The sequence below is a fragment of the Micromonospora sp. WMMD812 genome, from assembly GCF_027497215.1.
Classification (GTDB): domain Bacteria; phylum Actinomycetota; class Actinomycetes; order Mycobacteriales; family Micromonosporaceae; genus Micromonospora.
In genome coordinates this window covers 6,820,367-6,845,765 of sequence record NZ_CP114904.1, presented here as the reverse complement: position 1 = coordinate 6,845,765, position 25,399 = coordinate 6,820,367, and the positions used below count along the sequence as shown (strand labels likewise).

General features: G+C 74.2%; 19 protein-coding genes and 1 tRNA gene. 13 read left to right on the top strand and 7 right to left on the bottom strand.

Features of this window, described 5'->3' with window-relative positions:
• The first annotated feature begins 13 nt into the window (after positions 1-13).
• On the top strand, positions 14-577 hold the full coding sequence (locus O7603_RS31570) for a TetR/AcrR family transcriptional regulator (protein WP_281573357.1): 564 nt from the start codon (positions 14-16) through the stop codon (positions 575-577).
• A gap of 245 nt (positions 578-822) precedes the next feature.
• A complete protein-coding gene (locus O7603_RS31565) occupies positions 823-1,284 on the top strand; it encodes a GNAT family N-acetyltransferase (RefSeq protein WP_281573356.1) in 462 nt (153 codons plus the stop codon).
• Positions 1,285-1,296: 12 nt separating this feature from the next.
• Here O7603_RS31565 and O7603_RS31560 read toward each other — a convergent pair whose 3' ends face one another.
• The gene (locus tag O7603_RS31560; protein WP_281573355.1) at positions 1,297-2,301 is read right to left on the bottom strand and encodes a DMT family transporter; all 1,005 of its coding nucleotides are present in this window, start codon (positions 2,299-2,301) and stop codon (positions 1,297-1,299) included.
• Positions 2,302-2,382: 81 nt separating this feature from the next.
• Between O7603_RS31560 and O7603_RS31555 the strand changes: the two genes are divergently transcribed.
• Positions 2,383-3,273 carry a LysR family transcriptional regulator gene (locus tag O7603_RS31555; RefSeq protein ID WP_281573354.1) on the top strand — a complete coding sequence of 297 codons (891 nt, stop codon included), beginning with the start codon at positions 2,383-2,385 and terminating at the stop codon, positions 3,271-3,273.
• 203 nt (positions 3,274-3,476) lie between these two features.
• Here the strand turns inward: O7603_RS31555 and O7603_RS31550 are convergent, their stop codons facing one another.
• Entirely contained in the window at positions 3,477-5,630 is a 2,154-nt protein-coding gene (locus tag O7603_RS31550) for a glycogen debranching N-terminal domain-containing protein (RefSeq protein ID WP_281573353.1), read from the bottom strand.
• 173 nt (positions 5,631-5,803) lie between these two features.
• A tRNA-Leu gene (locus O7603_RS31545) sits at positions 5,804-5,887 on the bottom strand.
• Positions 5,888-6,109: 222 nt separating this feature from the next.
• Here O7603_RS31545 and O7603_RS31540 point away from each other — a divergent pair.
• From O7603_RS31540 to O7603_RS31515, 6 genes are all read left to right on the top strand, one after another.
• Positions 6,110-8,557, top strand: a complete 2,448-nt coding sequence (locus O7603_RS31540; protein WP_281573352.1) for a tetratricopeptide repeat protein — start codon at positions 6,110-6,112, stop codon at positions 8,555-8,557.
• 153 nt (positions 8,558-8,710) lie between these two features.
• On the top strand, positions 8,711-11,347 hold the full coding sequence (locus tag O7603_RS31535; RefSeq protein ID WP_281573351.1) for a fibronectin type III domain-containing protein: 2,637 nt from the start codon (positions 8,711-8,713) through the stop codon (positions 11,345-11,347).
• Positions 11,348-11,374: 27 nt separating this feature from the next.
• Positions 11,375-12,370, top strand: coding sequence for a MoxR family ATPase (locus O7603_RS31530; protein ID WP_281573350.1), 996 nt, complete (start codon positions 11,375-11,377; stop codon positions 12,368-12,370).
• A 14-nt stretch (positions 12,371-12,384) separates the two neighbouring features.
• The gene (locus O7603_RS31525; RefSeq protein ID WP_281573349.1) at positions 12,385-13,653 is read left to right on the top strand and encodes a DUF58 domain-containing protein; all 1,269 of its coding nucleotides are present in this window, start codon (positions 12,385-12,387) and stop codon (positions 13,651-13,653) included.
• Between the two features lie 95 nt (positions 13,654-13,748).
• A complete protein-coding gene (locus tag O7603_RS31520) occupies positions 13,749-16,112 on the top strand; it encodes a transglutaminaseTgpA domain-containing protein (protein WP_281573348.1) in 2,364 nt (787 codons plus the stop codon).
• A 114-nt stretch (positions 16,113-16,226) separates the two neighbouring features.
• The gene (locus tag O7603_RS31515) at positions 16,227-18,050 is read left to right on the top strand and encodes a glycoside hydrolase family 15 protein (RefSeq protein ID WP_281573347.1); all 1,824 of its coding nucleotides are present in this window, start codon (positions 16,227-16,229) and stop codon (positions 18,048-18,050) included.
• Positions 18,051-18,055: 5 nt separating this feature from the next.
• Here O7603_RS31515 and O7603_RS31510 read toward each other — a convergent pair whose 3' ends face one another.
• Positions 18,056-18,847: an SDR family oxidoreductase gene (locus tag O7603_RS31510; protein ID WP_281573346.1), complete on the bottom strand. Its 792-nt coding sequence runs from the start codon at positions 18,845-18,847 to the stop codon at positions 18,056-18,058.
• 1 nt (position 18,848) lies between these two features.
• Positions 18,849-19,826, bottom strand: a complete 978-nt coding sequence (locus tag O7603_RS31505) for an LLM class F420-dependent oxidoreductase (protein WP_281576893.1) — start codon at positions 19,824-19,826, stop codon at positions 18,849-18,851.
• 228 nt (positions 19,827-20,054) lie between these two features.
• Between O7603_RS31505 and O7603_RS31500 the strand changes: the two genes are divergently transcribed.
• Both O7603_RS31500 and O7603_RS31495 read left to right on the top strand, forming a co-directional pair.
• Positions 20,055-21,269: a low temperature requirement protein A gene (locus O7603_RS31500; RefSeq protein WP_281573345.1), complete on the top strand. Its 1,215-nt coding sequence runs from the start codon at positions 20,055-20,057 to the stop codon at positions 21,267-21,269.
• 50 nt (positions 21,270-21,319) lie between these two features.
• Entirely contained in the window at positions 21,320-22,183 is an 864-nt protein-coding gene (locus O7603_RS31495) for a DUF1028 domain-containing protein (RefSeq protein ID WP_281573344.1), read from the top strand.
• Between the two features lie 94 nt (positions 22,184-22,277).
• On the opposite strand, the gene O7603_RS31490 is transcribed toward O7603_RS31495, so the two are convergent.
• Complete coding sequence (locus tag O7603_RS31490) at positions 22,278-22,982, bottom strand: maleylpyruvate isomerase N-terminal domain-containing protein (RefSeq protein WP_281573343.1); 705 nt, start codon at positions 22,980-22,982, stop codon at positions 22,278-22,280.
• A 93-nt stretch (positions 22,983-23,075) separates the two neighbouring features.
• Here O7603_RS31490 and O7603_RS31485 point away from each other — a divergent pair, with 93 nt between their 5' ends.
• The gene (locus tag O7603_RS31485) at positions 23,076-23,528 is read left to right on the top strand and encodes a YbhB/YbcL family Raf kinase inhibitor-like protein (RefSeq protein WP_281573342.1); all 453 of its coding nucleotides are present in this window, start codon (positions 23,076-23,078) and stop codon (positions 23,526-23,528) included.
• A 7-nt stretch (positions 23,529-23,535) separates the two neighbouring features.
• Here the strand turns inward: O7603_RS31485 and O7603_RS31480 are convergent, their stop codons facing one another.
• A complete protein-coding gene (locus O7603_RS31480) occupies positions 23,536-24,417 on the bottom strand; it encodes a phosphatase PAP2 family protein (RefSeq protein WP_281573341.1) in 882 nt (293 codons plus the stop codon).
• Positions 24,418-24,663: 246 nt separating this feature from the next.
• Between O7603_RS31480 and O7603_RS31475 the strand changes: the two genes are divergently transcribed.
• Positions 24,664-25,311: a DUF3159 domain-containing protein gene (locus O7603_RS31475; protein ID WP_281576892.1), complete on the top strand. Its 648-nt coding sequence runs from the start codon at positions 24,664-24,666 to the stop codon at positions 25,309-25,311.
• Positions 25,312-25,399: the final 88 nt, after the last annotated feature.

Genomic DNA, 25,399 nt, shown 5'->3' with positions numbered 1-25,399 from the left:
TTACACTGCCAGTGTGCTCGGAAACCCTCGGAAGGTCAACCGCGGCCCGGCCGCTTCCGCTGACAATCGCCAGGCGATCCTGGCGGCCGCACGCGCGGTCTTCGCCCAGCGCGGGTACCACGCACCGCTCTCGGCCGTGGCGAAGGCGGCGGGTGTCAGCCAGGGGGTCTTCTACCGGCACTTCCCGACGCGGCTCGAACTCGCCTTCGCGGTCTTCGACCAACATTGGGCGGACTATGAAGCGATCTCCGCCGACCCGGATCCCCAGGCCTTCGCCCGCCTCTGGTCACTCATCATGGACAAGACCATCGACGAGGCGGCATTCGTGGAGATGGTCGTCGACGCGCGGCGCCAGGCCGTCGGCTACGACGGAGCGGACCGGATGCGGGCGCTGCTCGGCCCGCCGCTGGCCCGGGCGCAGGACGCCGGCCTGGTGGATCCCCGGCTCACCGTGGACGACGTGATGCTCGCCCAGCGCATGGTGTTCGGCATCGTCGTCACCGCGATCGATCCGACCGACGTGCGCAACCAGGTGTCGCGCGCCCTCTCCGCGCTGGAACTGCTGCCCCCAGCCTGAGACCGCGCCGGGGTTGACGGGACGACCGCCGTCGGTGGCGGCGCTCGCCGGTCCTGGACCTTGATCATCCCCGGTGCGGGACGGCCGGTGGGTGAGCCGCGGCATGGTCACCGACCAGCAAGGCCGATGATCAGACCGGACGGCACCGGCACGCCGTGACGTCCCGATGCCACCCCACGACAGGGTGGCGACCGTCACCGGCGGCACGAAACGTGCCGGCAACACGGCCTCGACAGCATGGCGGCATGCTCCTGACCATCGAGCGTGCGAACTTCGCCGATCCCGAACTCGGTGTGTTCCTTCGCGCGCACCTCGACGACCTCGCACCCACCGCTCCCCCGGAGAGCCGGCACGCGCTGGATCTCGGCGAACTGCAGCGACCAGGCGTCCGCGTGTGGGTCGCCTCCGTCGGTGAGACGATCGTCGGGACCGGCGCCCTCGCGGCGCTGGAGCCGGGGCACGAGGAACTCAAGAGCATGCGGACAGATCCCGAGCGACGAGGTCAGGGTATCGCCTCCCGGATCCTCGATCATCTCTTGCGTGATGCCCGGGGACGCCGCATCCGCCGGATCTCCCTGGAGACCGGCAGGATGGAGTTCTTCGCGCCGGCGAGAGCGCTGTACGCCAAGGCGGGATTCGTTCTCTGCGCCCCGTTCGGTTCGTACCTCGAAGATCCCCACAGCGTCTTCATGACGAAGGCCCTGTGAGAGGGACCGGCATCAGCGGCGCGTCGCAACGACCACGCCGGTGAGGCAGAGCGCGCCGCCCAGCAGGGCGAGGGGCGCCGGCGTCTCGCCCAGCAGCGTCCAGGACAGCAGGACGGTCACCGGTGGAGCCAGGTAGGTCGTGGCGGTGGTGCGACCCGCAGTCCAGCGGGACAGCACGTAGCCCCAGGTGAGGAAGCCGATCGCGGTCGGGAACACGCCCAGGTACAGCATGCCCAGTGTGGCCGGTGGTGGGGCAGCAGCGAGCTCCTCGACGAGGGTGGGGGCGAACGGCAGCAGGGCCAGGGTGCCGGCCAGCGCGCCGAGCCAGGTCATCGTCACGGCGCCCACGCGTGCCAGCAGGCGTTTCTGGAGGAGTACGCCGAAGGCGTACAGCACGGCGGAGAGCACCGCCAGCGCGACGCCGATCCCGTCGGCCTGCCCGGTGAAACCACCGGCGGCGATCAGGGCCACACCCCCGAAGGCCACCGCCACCCCGACACCGAGTCGGCCGGTGAGCCGCTCACCCAGGACGAGGACCGCGGCCACCGCGACCAGGATGGGCGCGACCGACACCAGCAATGCCGCCGTCCCGGCGTCGACCAGACGCTCCGCGGCGTTGAGCGCCACGTTGTACCCGCCGAACCAGGCCACGCCCCACAGCGCGACGAGCCCCAGCGTCCGGCCGCGGGGCTGGCCGGACCGGCGGGACGCGGCCGGCTCCGGCGCGGTGTCCCGCGGTCGCCTGCTGCGGCGGGCACCGCTGGTGAGTGCCACGAACGCGCTCAGCGCGACGGACGCCGTCGCCATCCGACCCAGCGCCATGGCGCCGGGCGAGTAGTCGTGCCCGGCGAATCTGATGCCGACGAAGGCCGACGCCCACAGCAGCACGGTTGTCCCGGCGGCAGCGACGATCGGCCCGGACCGGAGCCGCCCGCCGGGCCGGGCGGGCGCCCGCGTGAGGGTGCGGGTGTCCTCGGCGGTGACCCTGGTCGGGATGGTTGTCTCCGGACGCGTCATGCGGTGATTCTCATCCGCTCGACTGTTCAGTACCAGCGACTATTTCTTTACTACGATTCAGTCGGGCTTTACAGTTGCCACGTGCTCGACGTCCACCGTCTCCGGGTCTTCCGTTCCGTCGTGGCGTCCGGATCCGTCCAGGCCGCCGCCGCCAACCTGGGCTACACCCCGTCCGCCGTCAGCCAGCACCTCACCGCACTACAGCGCGAAACGGGCCTCACCCTGCTCGCCCGAGCCGGGCGAGGCCTGCGGCCCACCGCCGCCGGGCATGCCCTCGCCGCCGAGGCGGACCGGGTGCTCGCCCGCGTCGGCGAGGCCGAGTCGCTGATCGCGGACCTGCGATCAGGTCGCACCGGCGCACTGTCCGTCGCGTACTTCGCATCGGTCGGCGCGGCGTGGATGCCGCTTGTGGTGCGACGCGTCACCACCGACCTCCCCGGCGTTCGGCTCGATCTGGAACTGCGCGAACATATCCCGGACAGCCGAGAGGAACGCGCGGACGTCCAGGTGGTGGTGGGGCCCACCGGCTTCGACCCCGGTTCGGGCTTCACCGCCCACCACCTCCTCGACGACCCCTACGTCGCCGCGCTGCCCGCCGGGCACCGTCTCGCCGGCCAGGACGAGGTGGACCTGGCCGACCTCGCCGACGAGCGCTGGATCGACAACGACTTCGCCCGCGGCTGGTGTCGCGCCAACCTCATCGAGGCCTGCAGCGCCGCGGGCTTCAGCCCGACCTTCCGGGTCGAGGCGCACGACTACCCGACGGCGCTCGCCTTCGTCGGAGCCGGCATCGGCCTCACCGTGCTCCCCGCCCTCGGCGCGGCGAAGCTGCCCGACGGTGTGACCCGCGTCCGGCTGGTCCGCCCCACGCCGATCCGGTCGATCTACGTGGTGGTGCACGACGCGGTCGCGCACACACCGGCGGTGCGGACCGCGGTCACCGCGCTCCAGGAGGCCGCCGGCACGCGGTAGAACAGCAGGCACGATCCACGTCACTGCGGGCGGGCGCCGCTCCTGGGCGGGAGACCTACGACGACGGTGCGGGGTTCAGCAGGCGATCGAAGACCAGCCCCACGGCCTGAGCCTGGACGTCCGAGACTCGTCGCCTCGGTCTGGGTACGGAAGGCCATGGAGTTCCCGTCCAAGACCAGGACGGTTGTCGCCGTCGCGACCAGTCAGGGCTCGGCCAGCCGCACATATCCGGTGGAGCCCACTGCCTCGATGTCCCAGTGCCGACCGAACGCCCGCGCCCCGCTGATCATGATGCGGCGGATCTCCTCGGGGACCTGCGGGTCGACCACCAACTTGCCGCCTACCGCGCCGAGGCCAAGCATGCTCCGGAGGAAGTTCAGCGGCGCGCCCGCCGCCCAGGCCTGCGGGCTGCACGCGGTGGGGTACTGCACCGGCCAGGTCGAGCGCCCCCGTTGATAGCCGGCGATCGCCTCCGGCAGTCGGAAACTGAATGCCTTCGCCGCCTCCAACAGCGCCAGGGAGACCCGGTTCGCCTCCTCGCGGTAGCCGTAGCGTGCCATTCCGAGTACCGCGATGGAGTTGTCGTGCGGCCACACCGTGCCGAGGTGGTATCCGATGGGGTTGTACGCCGCCTCGTCCATCGAGAGGGTGCGGATTCCCCAGCCGGAGAACATGGCGTCCGCCATCAACTGTTGCACCACCTGCCCGGCGCGCTCCTCCGGCACGATCCCACTCCACAGCAGGTGTCCCATGTTGGAGGTGATGGAGTCGATCCGGTTCTTGTCACCGTCGATCCCGACGGCGTAGTAACCACCCCGCTCCTCGATCCAGAAATCCCGGTTGAACGCGGCCCGGAGCCGCTCGGCGTCCGCCCGCAGGCGTCGCGCCAGGTCAGGATCGTCGAAGGGTCCGTCGGCCAGCTCAGCCAGGCGCAGTTTCGCATCGTACGTGTAGCCCTGGATCTCGCATGTGGCGATCGGTAGGACCGGCAACCGGCCGTCGGAGAACCGTACCCCGTCCCACGAGTCACGCCAGCACTGGTTGCCCAGCCCCTCCGGGGATCGTGTCAGGTACTCGACGTAGCCGTCGCCGTCGCGGTCGCCGTACCGGTCGATCCACTCGAGCGCGGCCAGGGCATTGGGGCGGAGCGACCGGACAAGTTCGTCGTCGCGGGTGAACCGCCAGTACTCGGAGAGCAGGATGAGCCAGAGCTGGGTCGCGTCCGCGGTGCCGTAGTACGGGCTGTAGGGCCTCTGGCCGGTCCGGGTCAACTCGCCGTTGCGTACCTCGTGCAGGATCTTGCCCGGCTCCTCGTCGGTGAAGTCGTCGACTTTGCGGCCCTGCAACCCGGCGAGTGCCAGCAGGGCCCCCTTGGCCAGGCGCGGGCCGCCGATGAGCGTCTGGTAGGCCGTGATCAGCGTGTCCCGTCCGAAGAAGGTGAGAAACCACGGCAGTCCGGCTGCCGGCAGGGCGACCCGTTGTCCGTTCATTTCGGCTTCCAGGCGCAGCGCGACCAGGTCCGTGAGGGTCTGCTCGATGACCTGCTCGAACAGGTCGCTGTCGCTGCTGAACCGCGCGACTACCGAGCGCCACTGGGCGGCAGGGTCGATGGCGCTGTGCCGGAAGACGTCCTCGAAGTCCCCCCGCACCGGCTCCACCACCCCCATGCCCGGCGGGAGGGAGACCTTCAGATCGACTCCCCAGTCAGCACCGGGCGGGAGGTCGAGCACCCAGACGAAGTCGTCACCGTCCACCCGGTCCGGTATCGGCGACGCGTGCACCTCGGTCTGGGCGACGAAGTCGCCGTTCTCGTAGTGGAACAGCAGTCGACCGCTGTCCGCTCGGTGCCGTCGGGCGATGGCCTCGGCGCGTTCCCGCACGCCCGATTTGATCTCCAAGAGGTCCGCGAAGTCGCTGCCAACCCCGAGCCGCAGCTCGACGCGGACGGGTTCGGTGGCTGAGTAGTGCAGTTCGATCCGTTCATGCAGGCCCTCCCCGAGGTAGCGGCGTCGGCGGACGGTGAGCGCGTCCGCCGGCAGGTCCGGCAGTTCCGGGTTGGCCAGGTAGAACTCCGCCGAGTAGTGGTCGACCGTTCCAGAGCGGAGAACCAGCAGCGGTGCTCCGTTCACGGTGAGCATCCATCGGTTCAGCAGCCGGGTGTCGAGATGTACGAGTCCACCGATCGAGCCCACCGGGATGTCACCAATGGAGTCGGAGTACATGAAGGTGGCGCCGCTAAGCACGGCGATCGAACCCGGGTCGAGTTCGGGCGGAAGATCCCGCTGCCGCGCGCCGTTCCGCTTCGCCGCAGCGAGGTGCGGCGTCGGATGGGCAGGCGTCGGACGCTGGTCGGCCATGTGGTGACCGTAGGAACACCAGTCGTGGCCGGTCATCACCCGCTCCGGGTGATTTCCAGCCGACCCCGCAGGGGTCTACCGACAATTCGGACTACGGCTGACCTGCCACCGCGACAAACAGAAGTCCGCGCCCAGGCACAGCCTGTCGCGGACTTCCATAGGGAAACTGATCGTGTCCGAGGGGGGACTTGAACCCCCACGCCCTATACGGGCACTAGCACCTCAAGCTAGCGCGTCTGCCATTCCGCCACCCGGACCTGGGTGTGCCCAGCCTACCCCGCCGGCCCCGGTGATCTCGACACCCCGCAGGCCGGCCCGGCGGGCCGCACGGGGAGTTACTGTACACGTCCCGGGTGGATCATGCACATCGCGTTCCCCGCCGCCGGAGGCCGCCGGGACCTCCCTGGTCAGACCGGACGTACCGCCCATGCGGGTGGGTCCGGGTAGCGTTCGCCGCGGTCTACCGGCAGCATGGCCACGTGTCCCATCCCTCCCCCCTGGCCGCGACGGCGCACCGGGCCCTCGCCCTGCGCGCGGCGGGCGATCTGAGTGCTGCCCGTCAGCTGCTGGCCGAGGCCGTCGGATCCGCCCGTCCGACGTATGGCGAGGATCATCCGGACGTTCTCAACACCGCGCACCTGCTCGCGCGGCTGCACCGGGAGGCCGACGACCCACTCGCGGCACGGCGGGTGCTGGAGGAGGCGTACGCGGCCGGTGAGCGCAGCTGGGACCAGTCCGACCCGCTGATGCTGGCGCTCTCCTACGACCTGGCCGGGGTCTCCGAGGAACTCGGCAACCGGCACGAGGCCCGCCGCAACTACGCCCGCGTCGCCAGCGCCGGTCCCGCCGCGCTCGGGGCGGACCATCCGGCGGTACGGACCGCACGCCGCTACCTGGGTCAGCCGGACGCCGGCGCGGTGCCGGCCGCGCCCGGCTCCGGCTTGACCGCACCGGACCAGGGCGCGATGGCCGCACTGTCCGGGCCGACGATGGCGTTCGCGACGCTGCCGCCGGTGCGGCGACCGCCCCAGCCCGCGCCGGCCAGCCCCGCCGCGCGGCAGCCCGCCGCACCGCGGGTGACGCCGCCAACGCAGCCGCCCGCTCCCCCGGTTCCGCCGGCGCCCGGCGGGAACGTCCCGGCACCGCCCAGCCCGTCCGCTCCTTCGACGTCGTGGGCCCCGCCGCCCGGCACAGCTCCCGTGCCGCCCCCGCCGTCAGTGGCCTGGGCCCCGCCGCCCCCCGCACCCCGGCCGGCCGCGTCGCCGGCTCCCAGCCCGCCGGCGCGCCCGCCCGCTCCCCCGGCGTCGCGGACGCCCTCCGCACCCCCGCTCGCCCCTTCCGCACCCCCGCCCGCTCCCTCGGCGCCACCCGCATCCGCATCGGAGCCGGCAGTGGGCACCGGCGATCCGGCGCCGACGCCGGGTGACCGGGCCCCGGGCTGGGACAAGCCGACCATCCAGGTGCAGCAGATCGGGCCGTTGTGGGAGGAGGAACTCGCACGGGCCCGGGCCGATCAACAGGACCGGGCGGGCGCGGAGGCCGGGGCACGACCGGAGCAGGTCGGCCCACCGCCCGGCCCGGCCCCGGTGAGCGCGCCGTCCGGACACTCCGCGCCGGCGTCGGCGCCGCCGCACGAGGTCCAGCCGGCCAGCGGACCACCCGGCTACACCACGCCCGTGTCGGCGCCGCCGCACGAGGTCCACCCGGCCAGCGGACCACCCGGCCACGCCGCGCCCGTGTCGACGCCGCCGCACGACGTCCACCAGGTCAGCGCGCCGCCCGGCTATCCCGCACCCGTGTCGGCGCCGCCCGGTCAGCCGGGCCATGGCCCCGGTCACCCCCAGCCCGTCTCGGCGCCACCGATCAGCGCGCCGCCCGGGTACTACCCACCGGTCAGCGGACCACCGGGGCATCCGGTAAGCAGCCCGCCCGGGTATCCGGTCAGTGGTCCACCCGGGTATCCCCAGCCGGTGAGCGCGCCGCCGGTGAGCGCCCCGCCGTGGGGAATGACCGCCCCGGCGTGGGCGGCGACCGCGCCGCCGCAGGCGCTGCCCACCTCGGAGGAGGCCGAACCCGAGACGGCGACGGAGGACACCGCCGCCGACCCGCTCGACCCGGCCCCCGGGGAACATGGGCTCGACGTCTGGCCGGAGATTCCCCCGGTGACCGCGCCGGACCCGCACCCGACTCCCCCGGCACCGCCGCGGGTGTCTCCGGCGGTCGAGCCGGTCGCCGCCACGACCCCGCCGTACTGGCCGCCGACGGTCGCGCCGGTCGCCGCCACGACACCGCCATACGCGCCCCCGGCGGTGGAACCGGTCGCCACCTCGGCGCCGCCGGCCGCGCCCACCCCGCCGGCGGTGACGCCGGCGCCGGACGCCTATCCGGTGCCGCCGCCCTGGCCGGCGCCCGCGCCCGCGTACCCCGCGCCGGCGCAGGTGATCGCGCCGCCGCTGGCGTACCCGATGGTCGAGGAGCCGGAGTCGCGCGGCCGGAGCCGGACGGCGGTGGCCCTGGCGGTGACCGCGGTCGGCGTCGCGGTCGCGGCGGTGGCCGGGGTGGGTGTGCTGGTGCTGGGCCGGGACTCCCCGCCGCCGTCAGGCCCGGGATCGGCGGCGTCGGCCGGGCCGACGGCGAGCGGGCCGCCCCCGGGCGACCTGCGGCTGCGCGACGACTCGACCACGATCACGCTGACCTGGACGGACCCGTCCGGCGGGGCGGTGCCGTTCATGGTGGCCGGTGGCCGGGCGGGTCAGGCGCTGGGTGTGATGGCCACCGTGGACCCGGGCCGCACCACTTACACGGTCAACGGGCTGAACTCCCGGGTGGACTACTGCTTCACCGTGCTCGCGGTCTGGTCCACGGATACGTTCGCCACCTCCGGTCAGGTGTGCACGGACCGCGAGCGCCGGACACCGTCGGGCTGACCTGCGAGTCCATCGCGGACACGCTCGGTGTCCACAGGCGGACGGTACGGGTTCCCCCGGCCCCGACCGGGCCCCTATGATGGCACCCGGCTCAGGGGAGGGGTCGCCGGTAGGGCGCGCCACCTGGCACGACGACACGGGAGGCAGCCGGTTGTGGCCACCATCGACGAGGCCGTGAGCACCGGGCCCGACACCTCCCGTCCCCGGTCACGGCGGCTGCGGGGCGGGCTGGTCACGATCGGAACCGTGGCCGCGCTGCTGGCCGCGATGGGGTTGACCGTCCTCGGGCTGGGCGCCGCCGACAACGCCGTCGCCAACTACGACGCGAGTTCGTGGCTGTGGAGCGCGGCGCGTAGCGAGCTGGCCCGGGTCAACGGGGTCACCGCGCGGGTCGACACCCGCACCGAGGTGCCGGGCGCGCGGCGGCACCCGATGCAGGTGATCCAGACCGACCGGCTGCTGATCCTGCGGGACCTCAACACCGGCCAGGTCAGCTCGCTCGACCTGGCCACCCTGCAGATCACCGCCACCACGCGGACCACCCCGGGGCTGGGCGTCAACGTGGCGCTGCACGAGGACGCCGCGTTCGTGGTGGACGCCGTGCAGGGCGTCGTCCGGCAGCTCGACCCGCGCTCGCTGTCGCCGGTCGGTGAACCGGTCCGCTATCCGCCGGGCATCACCGGCGGGTCGTTCGACGGCCAGGGTCGACTCTGGATCGCGGTGCCGAGCGAGGGCACCGTCTCGGCGATCACCGCGGCGGCGCTGCCGGCCACCCCGGCGTCGGCCCCCGCCGGGAGCGGGCTGAGCCCGAAGCAGGTGGAGACGTACGACGTGGCCGAGCCGAGCCACGAGCTGGTGGTCTCCACCCTGGACGACGGCGTTGCCGTGCTCGACCGCACCGCGAGCGCCCTGGTCACGGTGCAGCGCGGCACGGTCCGGCCGACGAAGCTGACGTTGGCCTCGCCGGGCGCGTTGCCGGCGCGTACCACCGGGCCGAAGGTGCCGGTCACGGTGCCCGGCGAGCGTCGGGTGCTGGTGGTCGCCGAGGGCGGCGGCGAGGAGCGCGCGTTCACCGTGCCGGGCACCGGCGAGCGGCTCACCCCGGCGGTCGCCTGGGCGAACCGGTTCTACTGCGCCGACGAGGCGACCGGCACGGTCTACTCCTTCGACGCCGAGGGCAAGCTCGTCGACACCATCCGCGGCAAGGCCACCGGGCCGCTGGAGCTGGAGGTGCGCGAGAACCACCTGTTCATCAACGCGCCCGACTCGGCCACCGCACGGGTGGTGGACGACAAGCACCAGGTGCGCGTTGTCGACAAGTACGCCAACGACGTGCTCGGTGGTGACCCGCCGCCGGTTCCCCCGCCGCCGCCCCCGCCGAAGAAGCCGAAGGTGGGCAAGCCGAGCGCGCCGCGCAGCGTCACCGCCGCCGCCGGCAACGCGCAGGCCCGGGTGAGCTGGCGGCCGGCCGCCGCGAACGGCGCGGAGATCATCCGGTACGTGGTGGAGGGCGCCGGCCAGAAGCACGAGGTGGGCGCCAACCAGCGGGCCGTGGAGATCAAGGGCCTGACCAACGGCGAGACGTACCGCTTCTCGGTGCACGCGGTCAACGCCAAGGGCGCCGGGCCGTCGCGCAGCAGCAACCCGGTGACGCCGACCGCGGCCGTGCCGGACCCGCCGGCTAGCGTCACCGCGCAGGAGCGGCCGGACGGCACGGTGCTGGTCCGCTGGCCGGCGGCGAACGGGCAGGGCAACACCATCGCGAAGTACGCGGTCACCGCCACCTCGGCCGGCGCCAACGCCCCGGTGGGTGAGTCGGCGAAGACCGAGCTGGTGGTGCCGGCGGGTGAGCTGGAGTACGGCACGCAGTACGCGTTCACGGTGGTGTCCGTCAACGACAAGGGCGCCGGCTCCGCGGCCTCGCCGGTGAGCAACACGGTGGTGCCGTACGCGGCGCCGGGGCGGCCGGCCGAGCTGCGGGCGAGCACGGTGCCGAATCAGCCGGGCACGGTGGCGGTGCAGTGGGTGCCGGCCGAGCCGAACGGGCGGCCCGTGACGAAGTACCTGGTCGACGTGGGCGGACGCACCAGCGAGGTGACCGACACCCGGACGACGGTCACCGGCCTGGGCAACGGGCAGAACGTCACGGTGAAGGTGAAGGCGGTCAACGAGGCCGGGCCGGGCCCGGAGGCCACCGCCACCGCCCGCACGGTGGCCGAGCCGCGGGTGACCGTGACCGGATCGTCGGCGACCGCCACCGGGGCGACGGTGACGTTCACCGTGGACGCCGGCGGTGGGCAGGCGACCTGCTCGTTGAGCACGCCGGGCGAGCCGGCGAAGGCCGGCGCGTGCTCCAGCATCACGATGAGCGGCCTGACCCCGGGCACGGCGTACACGTTCACGGTCACCGCGAAGAACGCGGCCGGCGACGGCACCGCGACCCGCGCCCAGACCACCGACGCGCTCTACGGCATCGCGACCTGCCGCAACGGGGCCTCGGGAGAAACCGCCAACTACTGCACCCGGGAGATCCCGGACGAGCGGAACGGCAACGAGATCTTCAAGGTTACCCAGCAGGACAACGACCGGCAGGCCGGCTGGGTGCCCAACGGCGAGCGGATGAAGACGTACTGCAAGAAGTCGGGTGAAGAGGTCTACGCCTACATCTACAACAACCACAAGCGCAGCACCTGGTGGGTGCAGGTCGACTACAAGGGGAAGAACTACATCCCCTGGGCGTGGCTGAACCTGGAGGGCGGCGACAACATCAACGTCCTGCCCACCTGCTGATCCGCACCAGGCAAGGAGCACCACCACGTGAACACCCAGGAGCCGCTGACCCGGCCGGAGGTGCAGGGCTTCGCCGCCCTCGCCGCCCGGCTGGCCGAGAACGTCAACTCGGTCGTGCTGGGCAAGCCGGAGGTGGTCCGGCTGGCGCTGACGGCGCTGTTCGCCCAGGGTCATGTGCTCCTGGAGGACGTGCCGGGCGTCGGCAAGACCACGCTCGCGCGGGCGATCGCCGCGACGGTCAAGGGGCAGTGGCGGCGGATCCAGTTCACGCCGGACCTGCTGCCCTCGGACGTCTCCGGGGTGACCATCTTCAACCAGGCCACCCGGGGATTCGAGTTCCACCCGGGCCCGGTCTTCGCCAACATCGTCATCGCCGACGAGATCAACCGGGCCTCGCCGAAGACCCAGTCGGCGCTGCTGGAGGTGATGGAGGAGCGCACCGTCACCGTGGACGGGGTCCGGCACCCGGTGCCGCAGCCGTTCCTCGTGGTGGCCACGCAGAACCCGGTGGAGATGGACGGCACCTACCGGCTGCCGGAAGCCCAGCTCGACCGGTTCCTGGTGAAGCTCTCGGTCGGCTATCCGGACGAGGCGGTCGAGGTGGAGGTGCTGCGCGGCGCGACGGTCCGCTCCCCCGAGGCGCTGACCGCGGTCACCGACACCGCCACCGTCGGGGAGATGGTGAAGATGGCCCGCCGGGTGCACATCGCCGAGCCGCTCTACGCGTACGCGGTGCGGCTGGCCGCGGCCACCCGGACCCATCCGCAGGTCCGGGTCGGGGTCAGTCCCCGCGGGGTGATCGCGCTGACCAGGGCGGCGTGCGCGTACGCGCTCATCGACGGGCGGGGCTGGATCATGCCGGAGGACCTCAAGGCGCTGGCCGACCCGGTCTTCGCGCACCGGCTGCTGCTCACACCGGACGCGCAGGTACGCGGGGTGACCGCCGCCGAGGTGCTCCGCCAGGCCATCGCGTCGGTGCCGGTGCCGCTCCCCTCGGGCCAGCCGGCTCCGGTGCAGGCCTGACCGGCAGCATCGGCATGGGAATCACCATCCGCGGTGTCGGGCTGCTGGTCGCCGCCGTGGTGCTGCTCGGCACCGGCTTCCGCTTCGCGTACCCGGAACTCACGCTGCTCGGCGCGGCGGCCGGCAGCGCGGTCTGCTACGCCGCGCTGGTCGCGGCCTGGCGTCCCCGGCTGGCCGTCGACCGGCACGCCGACCCGGACCGGGTGGGCCGCGGCGAACCGGCCAGCATGACGTTGACCGTGCGCAACACCGCCCGGCTGCGGGCGGCGAATCTGCTCGCCGAGGACCGCTGCGGCGACCAGGCGGTGCCCGTCCCGCTGCTGCGGCTGCGGCCGGGCACCGACACCACCGTCCGCTACGACGTGCCGACCCGCCGCCGCGGCGTGGTGCGGGTCGGGCCGCTGCGGGTGACCCGCCGCGACCCGCTGGGCCTGGTGGCCCTGTCCCGCCCGTACGGCGCGACGGTGCCGGTCTGGGTGCACCCGCGGATCCACCCGCTGAGCGCGGTGCCGACGGGGGCCGGGCGCAGCCTCGACGGCCGGGTCGACGCGGTGGCGCACGGGTCGATCACCTTCGACTCGCTGCGCGAGTACGTGGTCGGCGACGAGCTGCGCCGGGTCCACTGGCGCACCAGCGCCCGGGTCGGCGAGCTGATGGTGCGCGAGAACGTCGACACCAGCCTGCCCCGGATCGTGGTGCTGCTGGACAACCGCGCGGCCGCGCATCCGGACCAGCGCGACGGCGTCGCCGGGTCGTTCGAGTCGAGCTGCGAGGCCGCGGCTTCGATCGTGACCGCGGCGCACCGCGCGGACCTGCCGGCGACCCTGCTGCTGGTCGTCCCGGCGGCCGCCGAACCGGCCACCCGGCCGGGCGACGGCGCCGCGCGGGCGGGTCGCAGCGCCGTGACGCGAGCGTGGGCGGCCGTGCGTGGCCGGTGGCGGGCCGGCGCGGGCGACGCGGGCGACGCGGGCGTCGGCTCCGCCGGCGGGCCCCTGGACCGGCTGGCCGCGGTGGCGCTGGTCGAGGAGGACGACGCGCTGCGGGCGACCGCGGCCCGGCTGCGGCGCGACCCGCTCGGCGACACGCTGGTCTACCTCACCGGGCCGGGCGGCCGCGGGGACCTCGGGCACGTGGGCGCGCTGCGCGGCGCGTACCCGTCGGTGGTGGTCGGCGTCTTCGGGGCGGCGGAGCCGGCACCGCCCGGTGCGGCCGGCCTGGTCGTCATCGATGCGGCCGACGGTGCGGAGTTCGCCGCCGAGTGGGACGGGGTCCGCCGGTGGTGACCGTGCGCGAGGGACGGCCACCGGCCGCCGACACCGCCGGCGCGGGCCGGGATAGCGGCGGCGGCCGCCGACGGGTCGCGGCCCTGCTGCGGGCGGTGCCCGTGCCACTAGCGCTGATCACGATGACCGCGCTGGCCGGCGTGGTGCTCGGCCGGGTGTACGCGGGACCGCTGCTGCCGCGGTTGGTGGCCGGCGCGGCGGTGGGCTCGGTGGTGGTCAGCCTGGCCGCGCGGCGGCTGCCGTCGTGGCTGGTCGCGCCGGTGTCGGTGCTGGCGATGGCCGGCTGGACGCTGTGGTCGCTGCGGCTGGCCGCGACGCACGCCGACCTGCCGGGCAGCCTGGCCGAGGTGACCGCGGACGCGGCGCGCAACGGCATCCCCCGGCTGCTCACCGCGATGATCCCGGTGGAACCGACCCCGGACACGGTACTGGTGCCGCTGGTGGCCACCTGGCTGGCCGGGCTGGCCGGCGCGGAGGTGGCGGTGCGGTCCGGTCGGGTGCTGGCCGGCTACCTGCCGGCCGCGCTGCTGTACGCGGGCGCGCTCTACGTGGTCGGTCCGAACGCCGGGCCGGCGGTCTGGCCGACGGTGGTGTTCGTGGCGGTCGCGGCGCTGGGGCTGGCGGCCTCGGCCCGGCCCGGCCCGGACTCCGGTGACCCTGTCGCCGGGCTGGCCCCCGGGGTACGGGCCGCCGTGCGGCTGCGGCTCGCCGGCGGCGCGGCCGTCGGGGTCGCGGTGGTGGTCGGGCTGGTCGCGCTGCTCGGCCCGGCGATCGTGGGACGCGTCGACGGCCGGCCGGTGGACCCGCGGCGCTACGTCGAGCCGCCGCAGGTGGAGACGCTGGACGAGAACCCGCTCATTCGGATCTCCGGCTGGGCGTTGCACCCGGAGCAGAAGCTGCTGGACGTGCGCACCCAACGGCCGGACGGCGGCGCCCCGGCGCCATCCGCGCTCAGCGGCGGCGACCCGTCGGCGGCACCGTCCGGTGACCCGGGGAACGATCCGGCGGACGCCGGGCCGGCCGACGGCAGCCCGCCGGACGGCGGATCCGGCGCGCCGTCCGGGGGCCCGGTCCGGATCCGGCTGGCGGTGCTCAGCGACTACGACGGGGTCACCTGGCGGGTCGGCGCGACGTACCGCAACGCGGGGCGGATCCTGCCGGCCGCCGCGCCGGCGCCGGACAGCACCGTGGAGACGGTTCGGCAGGACCTCACCGTCGCCGAGTTGACCGGGCGGCTGCTGCCCGCGATGGCCACGCCGCGCGAGGTCAGCGGCGCCCGGGTGGCGTACGACCCGGCCACCGGGACGCTGATCCGGCCCGAAGGGCTCACGCCGGGGCTGCGGTACACCGTCACCTCGGCGCGGGAGAAGCCGGACTCGAACCTGCTCGCCACCGCGAACGTGCCGGCCGGCGAGTCGGTGGCCCGGGTGCTACGGGTCGCCGACGGGGTGCCCGAGCCGCTGAGCCGCCTCGCCAGTCAGCTTGCCGAGGAGAACGGCGCGCCATACGCACGTGCGGCGGCGATCGAGCAGTTCCTCGCCGAGCACTACCGGGTGGTGGCCGACGCGCCGAGCGGCCACGCGTACCCGAACCTGAACTTCTTCCTGTTCGGCCCGCGCAACGGCGGCGGGCAGCGCGGCACCTCCGAGCAGTTCGCGGCGGCGTTCGCGGTGCTCGGGCGGCTGACCGGGCTGCCGACCCGGGTGGTGGTCGGCTTCGAGTCCACCGGGGACGGACCGGTCCGGGCCGGTGACGCGTACGCCTGGCCGGAGGTGCTCTTCGACGGACTGGGCTGGGTGCCGTTCGACCCGCTGCCCCGCCCCGACCAGGAGCCCCGGCCGGTGGAGGAGGATTACCGTCCGACGCCGGAGGACCCGCCGCCGTCGGAGGCGCCGGAGCCGACGCTGGAGCCGACCGCGTCACCGGAGCCGGCGGCCGCGCCGGGCGGGCCGGCCGACTCCGGCGGCGTGCCGACGCCGGTGCTGGTCGGCGGCGGGACGGGCGGCCTGCTGCTGCTCGTCGGGGCGTTGCTGCTCACCCTGGTGGCGATGCGCCGGTCACTGACCCGGGCCCGGCTCGGGCGGGGCGACCCCGGCCAGCGCATCGCCGGCGCCTGGCGGGAGGTCACCGACGCGCTGCGCCTGGCCGGTCGGCCGGTCGGCGAGGACCTGGCCGCCACGGAGGTGGCACGGCACGCCCGCCGCGCCGTCGAGCCGCCCGGCGCGGCCGAGGCGGACCGCGCGGCGTCAGCCCCGGCGACGGGAGCGGGGGCCGGGGTGGACGAGCTGGCCGACCTGCTCAACCAGGTCGCGTTCGCGCCCCGCTCCGCGACCCCCGACCAGGCCGCGCGCGCCGCCGCCCTCACCGGGACCTACGTGGCCGCCCTGCGGGCCACCCGCCCCCGCTGGCGCCGCCTGCTCTGGTCGATCCATCCCGGCCCGCTGCGCTGGCGACGCTGACCGACCGGCCCGCCCCGCTGACGACGCCGACCGACCGGCGACAGCCCCGGCCGCGAGGTGTGGGCCGCACCCCACCGGGTAGTCGCCGCAGTCGGTGAGGCGAGGGGAGGTCTCGTGGACAGGTACCCCGCGGTCGAGGGTCACGGCCTGATCGGCGACCTGCAGACCGCGGCGTTGATCAGCAAGGACGGCACGCTGGACTGGTTCTGCGCCCCCCGCTTCGACTCGCCGAGCATCTTCGGCGGTCTGCTCGACCGTCGCATCGGCGGACACTTCCAGGTCTGCCCCGAGGACGTGGACTACGTCAGCAAGCAGTTGTACGTGCCGGGCACCCCGATCCTGATCACCCGGTTCCTCAGCAAGGACGGTGTCGGCGAGGTCACCGACTTCATGCCCGTCGCCGGCGAGCAGGCCAGCGATCGCCACCGCCTGATCCGCCTGATCCGCGTCGTTCGCGGCACGATGCGGTTCCGCGTCGACTGCCAGCCCCGCTTCGACTACGGGCGCGGTCCGCAGGACCTCGACGCACATGCCGACGGCAACGTCTTCCGCGGCCCCACCCTCAACCTCACGCTGAACCCCATCGGCCGCATCGAGCGGGTACGCGGCACATACCGCGAGCGCACCGCGGAGAGCGTCTGCGTGGTCGGCACCTTCCAGGAGGGCGACGAGGGCGGCGTCCTGTTGGACACCGCGTCCCCCGACCCACCACGCGTGGTCGGTCTCGAGGAGGCGCGGGAGCTGCTCGAGCAGACCCGTGACTTCTGGCGGCGCTGGCTCGACCGGTCGCGCTACACCGGGCGGTGGCGGGAGATGGTCGAGCGCTCCGCGATGACCCTGAAGCTGATGACGTACGCCCCGACCGGCGCGCTGATCGCCGCCCCCACCGCCGGGCTGCCGGAGCGGATCGGCGGTGAACGCAACTGGGACTACCGCTACACCTGGATCCGGGACGCGTCGTTCTCGGTGCACGCGCTGCTCGGGCTGGGCTTCGTCGACGAAGCCCGGCAGTACCTGCGCTGGCTCAGCGATCGCGTGCGGGATGCCCACGACGGCGGGGTGCCGCTGCAGGTCATGTACCGCGTCGACGGCTCGCCCGACCTCACCGAGGAAGTGCTGGGCCACCTGGAGGGGTACCGCGGGTCAGGGCCGGTCCGGGTGGGCAACGCCGCGGCCGGGCAGCTGCAACTCGACATCTTCGGCGAGACGCTGAACTCGATCCACCTCGCCGATGCACACGGCCTGCAGAGCTCGTACCACGATTGGCTGCGCCTGACCCGACTGGTGGACTGGGTCTGCGCGCACTGGGATCAGCCGGAGGACGGCATCTGGGAGACCCGCGCCGGCCGGCAGGATTTCACCTACGGGCGCCTGATGAGCTGGGTGGCGCTGGATCGCGCCATCCGCCTCGCCCAACGCCGGGGGCGGCCCGCCGACACCGCCCGGTGGACGCGCACGCGCGACGCCATCTACGAGCAGATCATGATGCGCGGCTTCCATGCCGGCCGCCGAGCGTTCGTGCGGCACTACGGGGGCAACGTCCTCGACGCGGCACTGCTCACCATGCCCACGGTCGGTTTCATCTCGCCGACCGACCCGATGTGGCAGTCCACCCTGCGCGCCATCGACGCCGAACTCGTCTCCGACAGCCTCGTCTACCGGTACGACCCGGTCGCCTCGCCCGACGGTCTGCCCGGCGACGAGGGCACCTTCAGCATGTGCACGTTCTGGTACGTCCAGGCCCTCGCGGAGTCCGGCCGGCTCGACGACGCGCGCCTGACCTTCGAGAAGATGCTCACGTACAGCAGCGACGTCGGCCTCTACGCCGAGGAGATCGCACCGACCGGCGAGCAGATCGGCAACTTCCCGCAGGCGTTCAGCCACCTCTCACTGATCAGCACCGCCGTCAACCTCGACCGGCTCCTCGACAGCCGCTGACCGGGTCAGGTCGTCAAGCGGCGGACCAGCTTGCGCAGGCCGGCCTGCCAGCCGTCCGGATCCTCGGCGCGGCGGCGGGCGTACCCGGCGACCTCGGGATGCGGCAGGATGAGGAAGCGCTCCTCGGCCAACCCCGCCACCGTCGCGTCGGCGACCTGGTCCGGCGTCAGCACCGCGCCGGAGGCCGCGATCACCTTCGCGCCCAGGTGGCCGGCGGTCAGCCCGTCGGCGAGCATCGGAGTGTCCACGCCCTGCGGGCAGAGCGCGCTCACCCGGATCCCCCGGTCCCGGTAGGTGATCGACAGCCACTCGGCGAAACCCACCGCGGCGTGCTTCGTCGCTGTGTACGGGGCGTCGCCGACCGCGGTCAGCACACCCGCCGCCGAGCAGGTGTGCAGCAGGTGGCCACCGCCCCGGGCCAGCATCCCCGGCAGCACCGCCCGGGCGGAGTAGACGTGGGCCAGCACGTTCACCCGCCAGGCGCGGTCCCAGCCCGCGTCGTCGACGTCGAGGCCGCCGCCGGTCGCCACGCCCGCGTTCGCGCAGAACAGGTCGATCCGGCCGTACCGCCGCTCGGCGTCGTCGACCAGGGCCCGGACCTGCTCCTCGTCGGTGACGTCCACGGTGGTCGGGTGGACGACCGGGCCGATGCCCTCGGCGACCACGCGGGCCGCCCCGCCGTCCAGGTCGGCCAGCACGATGGCGGCGGCGCCCTCCGCGGCGAACCGGCGGGCGAGCGCCGCGCCGATGCCGCCGGCGCCTCCGGTGACGACCACCACCCGGTCGGTGACGTTCACGTCAGCGCTCCTCGCTCGCCGGGCCCAGCCGGGCGATCAGGGCCGCGAGGGTCTCCGGCCCGCCGGCGGTCAGTTCGGGGGTGGGCAGCAGCGCCAGCACGGGCACCTCGACGCCGGCGTCGGCGTAGCGGCGGACCTGCGCCCGGCACTGCTCGGGCGAGCCGTGCAGGATCAACTGGTCGACGACCTCGTCCGGCACGGCGGCGAGGGCGCTCCGCCGGTCGCCGGCCGCCCACGCCTTCCACATCGGCCCCAACACCTCGTCACGGCCGAGCCAGCGGTGGAACGCGGCGTACGCCGGGACGGTGAGATAGCTGGTGATCATCCGACGGCCCAGCGTCCGCGCGTAGCCGGCGTCCTCGGTCGGGCAGACGAAGATCCGCGCGGTCACCTCGAAGCCGGGGCGGCGCTCGCTCACCTCGGCGAGGGCGCGCGGCACGTCGGTGGCGGCCAGCCAGTTGAGGAGGACCCCGTCGGCCTCCGCCCCGGCCAGCCGCAGCATGCCGGGGCGCAGCGCGGCGAGTTGGATCGGCGGCGGCACGGCGGGCGGACGCTCCAGGGTGAACCGACGGACCGTGAACGTGTCGTACGCCTGATCCACCGTCTCCCCGGCCAGCGCGGCGCGCAGGAAGCGCAGCACGTCGCGGGTGCGCTGGAACGGGTCGGTGAACGGCACGGCGTTCCAGTCGCCCACCACGACCGGCGAGGAGGCGCCGATGCCGAGGGCGAATCGGCCCGGTGCGGTCTCGGCCAGCGCCGCCGCGCTCATCGCCAGCAGGCCGGGCCCTCGGGTGAAGACCGGCGCCACCGCGGTGCCGAGCCGCAGCTCGGGCTGCCACGCGGCGGCGAGGGCCAACGGGGTGAACGCGTCGGTCCCGGCGACCTCGGAGGACCAGACATCGGTGAAGCCGGCCCGGTGAAGAGCCGCGTAGACCGCGGCGTGGCCGGCGAGCGGGATGCCGCCGAGCGGCACCGTCATACCCCATCGCGTCGTCACCCGTCGATACTGCCCGGTAACGTCGCCCCGGAGCAAGATCCTCCCACCACAAGCGGAGCGGTCGTCGGCGGCTGCACACCACGAGCTCTGCCCGTCCCTGACGTCGATCGCGTGCCCCGCCACCGGGCGGTTTCCGCTTTGGCCGCCACGCGCAGCCCTCGCGGTGTTACGAATGCCAGGTGAGCTGGCCAGACGGCGGAGCGAGCTGACGTGGCCGGCGGGCGCAAGATCCGCCTCGAGCCGGCCAAAGGCGACCCAGGTCGGGCAACGTTCCTCGAACTCTTCTTCGACCTGGTCTACGTCTTCGCCCTGACCCGGATCTCGGCCCGCGCCTTCGAGGACCTCGTCGAGGAGGGCGCCGGAGCGAAATGGCTGCCCGCCCTGACCGGCGGCGGCAAGACCCTCCTGCTGCTCCTCGCGCTGTGGGCGGTCTGGCAGGGCACCGCCTGGACCACCAGCCGGTACGACCCGCGGCACAGCTGGCTGCAGGGCATCGTGATCACCGCGCTGGTGGCGAGCATGGTGATGGGCGTCGCGATCCCTCGGGCGTTCAGCACCACCGGGCTGACGTTCGCCCTGGCGTACGTGGTCGCGCAGGTGTCCCGGCCGCTGGTGCTGATGATCGCCCTCGGCCCGCACAAGTACCGTCGGCTCAAGCTGCGGATGACCCTCACCTTCGCCGCCACCGGGGTGCTCTGGATCGCCGGCGCGCTGCTGCCCACCAACCCGCGGGTGGTGCTCTGGACGGCCGCGCTGTTCGCCGAGTACCTCGCCGGCCGCTTCGGCTGGCCGGTGCCCGGGCTCGGCCGGTCCACCCTCTCCCGCTGGGACATCGCCGGCGAGCACCTGGCGGACCGCTACCAGCAGTTCTTCCTCGTCGCGCTCGGCGAGACGATCCTGGTCGCCGGCTTCGCGTACAGCAAGGGCCCGTACGGCGGCGGGCACCTGACCGCGTTCGCGCTGGCGCTGGCCACCTCGATCGTGCTGTGGCGGATCTACGTCCAACGCGCCGGCCAGATCCTCGCCCAGGCCGTGGTCAAGGCCCGCCATCCGGCCACCATCGGCCGGTCCGCCGCCGACACCCATCTGGTGATGGTGATCGGCCTCACCGCCGTGGCGATCGGCTACGAACTGGTCATCGACCACCCGATGGAGCCACCACCCGGGCTCTGGCTGGCCATGGTCCTCGGCGGGCCGATGCTCTTCCTGGCCGGCCGGGCCCGACTCGAGTACGAGGTCTTCGCGCGGGTCTCGCCCTCCCGCTGGATCGCCATCCTGGTGCTGCTGGCACTGTGGCCGCTGCTGCTGCGCACTCCGGCGCTGGTCGCCGCCGGCGCCGCCGTCGTGGTGCTGGCCGCGGTCGCGGTGGCCGACGCGCGCCGGGCCGCCGGCCGGCCGCCCGAGGCGGCCGCCCCGCCGTTCTGACCGCCGTCCGGGGTACGGCGATCGCACCCACCGACGGCTACGCTCTGCCGGTGACCTTCTCGATCGTCGCCCGCTCCGACGACGGCCGCCTGCACGGCGTCGCCGTGGCCAGCAAGTTCCTCGCCGCCGGCGCGCTGGTCCCGGCCGCCGAGGCCGAGGTCGGCGCGCTCGCCACACAGGCCAACGCCAACCTCGCCTACCGCCCGCAGGGGCTCACCATGCTGCGCACCGGGGTGGCCGCCGCCGACGTCGTGGCCGGCCTGGTCGCCGCGGACGGCGAACGGGACCACCGCCAGCTCGGCGTGGTCGCCACCACCGGCCGGGGCGCGACCTACACCGGCGCGAAGTGCCACGACTGGGCCGGCGGGCAGGCCGGGGACGGCTGGGCGGCCCAGGGCAACATCCTCGCCGGCCCGCAGGTGATCGACGCGCTGCGGGACGCGTGGCTGGCCGGTACGGCGCTGCCGTTCGCCGAGCGGCTGCTCGCCGCGCTGCGCGCGGGCGACGAGGCCGGCGGTGACCGGCGCGGCCGGCAGAGCGCCGGCCTGCTGGTGGTGGAGCACGGCGGCGGATACGGCGGCAACGGCGACGTCGTGGTCGACCTGCGGGTCGACGACCACCCCGACCCGGTCACCGAGCTCGGTCGGCTGCTCGCCGTACACACGATGCTGTTCAGCCGCCCCGACCCGGCCACCCTGCTCGACCTCACCGGCGCGGTGGCCGCCGAGGTGGGCGCGCTGCTGGCCGCCCTCGGCCACCCGAGCGACCCGGGCGGACCCGAGGAGGCGCTGGTCTCCTGGGCCGGGATGGAGAACCTGGAGGAGCGGCTGGTGCCGGGCCGGATCGACCCGGTCGTGCTGGAGCACCTGCGCCGGGCCGCTCCGCACGTCCCCGCCCCCCGCACCGCGAGCTGACCCACCCTCCCCGCGATCTTGCACTTTGCGCCCCTGGTACGCGGCTTTCGCACCCTTCTCCCGGGCAGAAAGTGCAAGATCGCGGGCGAGCCGGTCAGGCGAACGCGAGCCAGCGGAACGCGGCCGCGTCGACCACGGCACGTTCCTGGGTGGTCAGCGGCGCGCGTCCGGTGGTCTTGCGGATCAGCGTCAACCGGTCCCAGCCCAGCTCGGCCGGGACCGGTCGCCCGCCGGTGAGCAGGTCGGCGACGACCCGCGCGGCGGTCGGCGTGAGCCAGGGGTCCCGGCCCAGCGCCGCGGCCAGGTCCAGGCCGTGCACGCCGACCTCCACCACCCGGGTACGCAGGAACTCGGTGACGGTCATCGCGTCGCCGTGCCGGGTGCGCACCACCCGGTCCGGCGGCGCGGCGGCGACCGCGGCGTCGGTGGCCCGCCAGGCCCGGTCGAAGTCGGCGACCAGCGCGGGGCCGTCGACCTCGCGCGCCTCCCGCCGGCCGCTGTCGATCCGGGCCGCGTCGACCTGCGGGGTGAACTTCGGCGCGCCGAAGTAGCCGGCCGCGTCCAGCTCCGCCGCCGCCGGGGCCGGCGCGGCGAGCATGTCGGCGAGCCGGCCCGCGCCGCTACGGACGTGGGCGAGCAGCTCACGCACGGTCCAGGGCGGGCAGTCGGTGGGCCCGTCCAGCTCCATCTCGCCGAGGCCCCGCAGCTCCTCGCCCAGTCGTGCGCACTCGTCCCGGAACGCCGCCCGTACCGTATCCACCGTTTCTCCCTTGTCCGGCTGCCGTCGGCACCCTCTCACGACGCCGCGCCCGGGCGACCCGGGCGGTCCCGGCCGTTTCGGCGCCGACCCCGCGGGTACGCGCGTCCGGGTTCGAGTGAGGGGGTGCCACCGATGGCCGGGATCATGATGCGCAGCGTGGCGTTCAACGACCACGACCTGCTGCCGGATCGCTTCGCCCGCGACGGCGGCAACATCTCGCCGCCGCTGGAGTGGGGTGAGGTGCCCGACGGGGCCAGAGAACTGCTCCTGCTGGTAGAGGATCCGGACGCCGGTCGCACACCCTTCCTGCACTGGCTGGTCACCGGAATCCAGCCGGTCTCCGGCGGGATGCCGGAGGGCGCCGTGCCGCCAGGCGGCCGGGAGTGGCCCAACGGCTTCGGCGAGCTGGGCTGGGGCGGCCCGCAGCCGCCGCGCGGGGACGACCCGCACCGCTACTTCTTCCGGCTCTACGCCATCAACCGGCCGCTGGAGCTGCCGGACGCGCCGCAGGCGACCGACGTGCACGAGGCGATCACGGCGCACGAGTTCGCCAGCGGCAACATGGTCGGCAGGTACGCCCGCTGAGGCCGGATCAGCCCTGGTGCCGGGGCACCAGCCGGTGCACCACGGCGAGGACCAGCGCCATCACGACGGCCATCGTCCCGGCGATGCCGGCGGCGCTGCCCGCGTAACCGGCGAACAGCGCCCGCCGGCTCAGGTCGTCCGGATCGACGCCGCGCAGGTCCACCAACCAGGCCAGGGCGAGGCCACTGGCGGCCACGGCGAGCAGACCGCCCACGCCGAGCATCGCCGCCGCCACGCGGTGCGCGTCGGCGGTGGAGAACTTGGCCCGCTCCCGCTGGGTGAACAGCAGCACCAGCCCGGCCAGCGCCGCCCAGACACCCACCACCAGGAAGGCGGCCACCGCGTCGCTCGGCCGGTGCCAGCCGGCGGACAGCGTCGCCACCCCGGCGATCGCCGCGTAGCCGGCGCCGACGAAGGCGCCGAGCACCCGGACCCGGGCCGGCAGGACGAGCACCAGCGCGACCGCCACCGACGCCGCCACCGCGGTGTGCCCGCTGGGCAGGCTGTTACCGGCGTACAGGCGCTCCTGGTCGATGCCGAAGTCGGGCCGGGACAGGCCGTACTTGAGCAGTTGGGTGGTGACGTTGGCGCCGGCGATCAACAGGGTGGCGGTGATCGCCAACGCGATCCGCCCGCGCATCAGGGCGATGAAACCGATCACCGCGGTCGCCGCCAGCAGGGAGACGACCGACATGGCATTGAGGATCCGGTCGACCGGGCCGTCGATGCGATCCTGGCCGATCCGGTTGCCGGTCAGCGCGACGGTGTCGACCCACTGCCCGACCTCGGTGTGCACGGCGACCCGCCAGACGGCCAGGAAGGCGGCCGCCTGCACGAGCGCGAACACGACCAACCAGACCGCCGTCCAACCCCTCGCCGTCTCGCGCACGCGGACACCGTAGCGAGCGGGCCGGCCCGGTCGGCGAGTGGCCCGCCGATGCCCGCCGGTTAGGTTGGGAGCCGACGTGAGGAGGTGGCGGTGACCGGCACACCGGAGCACGAGGTCCACACCCCGGTGCCCGCCGCCGGCGTTCCCGACCCGGACCGGACCCGGCCGCCGTCGGACTCCGGACAGCCCCGCGCGGACGCGCAACGCCCGCAGCCGGACGCGGGACGACCGGAGTCGCTCGCCGACCTGCTCGGGGGGCGGCGGGGCGCGATCGACGCGACCCTGCCCCCGGTCGCCTTCGCCGCCGGCTGGCTGATCGGCGGCGAGTCCCTCTGGGCCGGAGTCGGCGCCGCGCTGGTCACCGGGGCGGCCGTGGCCGGCTGGCGGCTGCGCCGCGGCGACCGGCCACGATCGGTACTGATCGGGCTGCTGGCGGTCTGTGTGGCCGCCCTGATCACGCTGCGGACCGGCCGGGCCGCCGACTTCTTCCTGCTCCAATTGCTCTCCAACGCGGCGAGCGCCCTGGCCTGGGCGGTGAGCATCGTGCTGCGCTGGCCGCTGCTCGGTGTGGTGGTCGGCGCCGCGCTCGGGCAACGCAGCCGGTGGCGGCGGGACCCGGCGCTGCTGCGCGCGTACGGGCGGGGCAGCTGGGTCTGGACCGCCACGTACGTGCTGCGGGTGGCGGTGTTCGTGCCGCTCTACCTCAGCGGCCAGGTGGTCGCGCTGGTCGTGGCCCGGGTCGCGCTGACCTGGCCGCTGGTGGCCGCGGCGCTGGCGGTGAGCTGGGTCGTGGTGCGCCGGTCGCTGCCGCCCGGCCATCCCGGGCTGCGGCACCCGGTCGACCCGGCCGGCGCCGCCGACGGGGCCGACGATCCGCACCGGTCGCGGGAATGAAAAGGGAGAGGCCGCCACGGGGGGAGCGGCCTCTCCGGTGACGTACGTTACTCCGTCGCGGTCCGCCGCGTGATCCCGGGACGGCCTC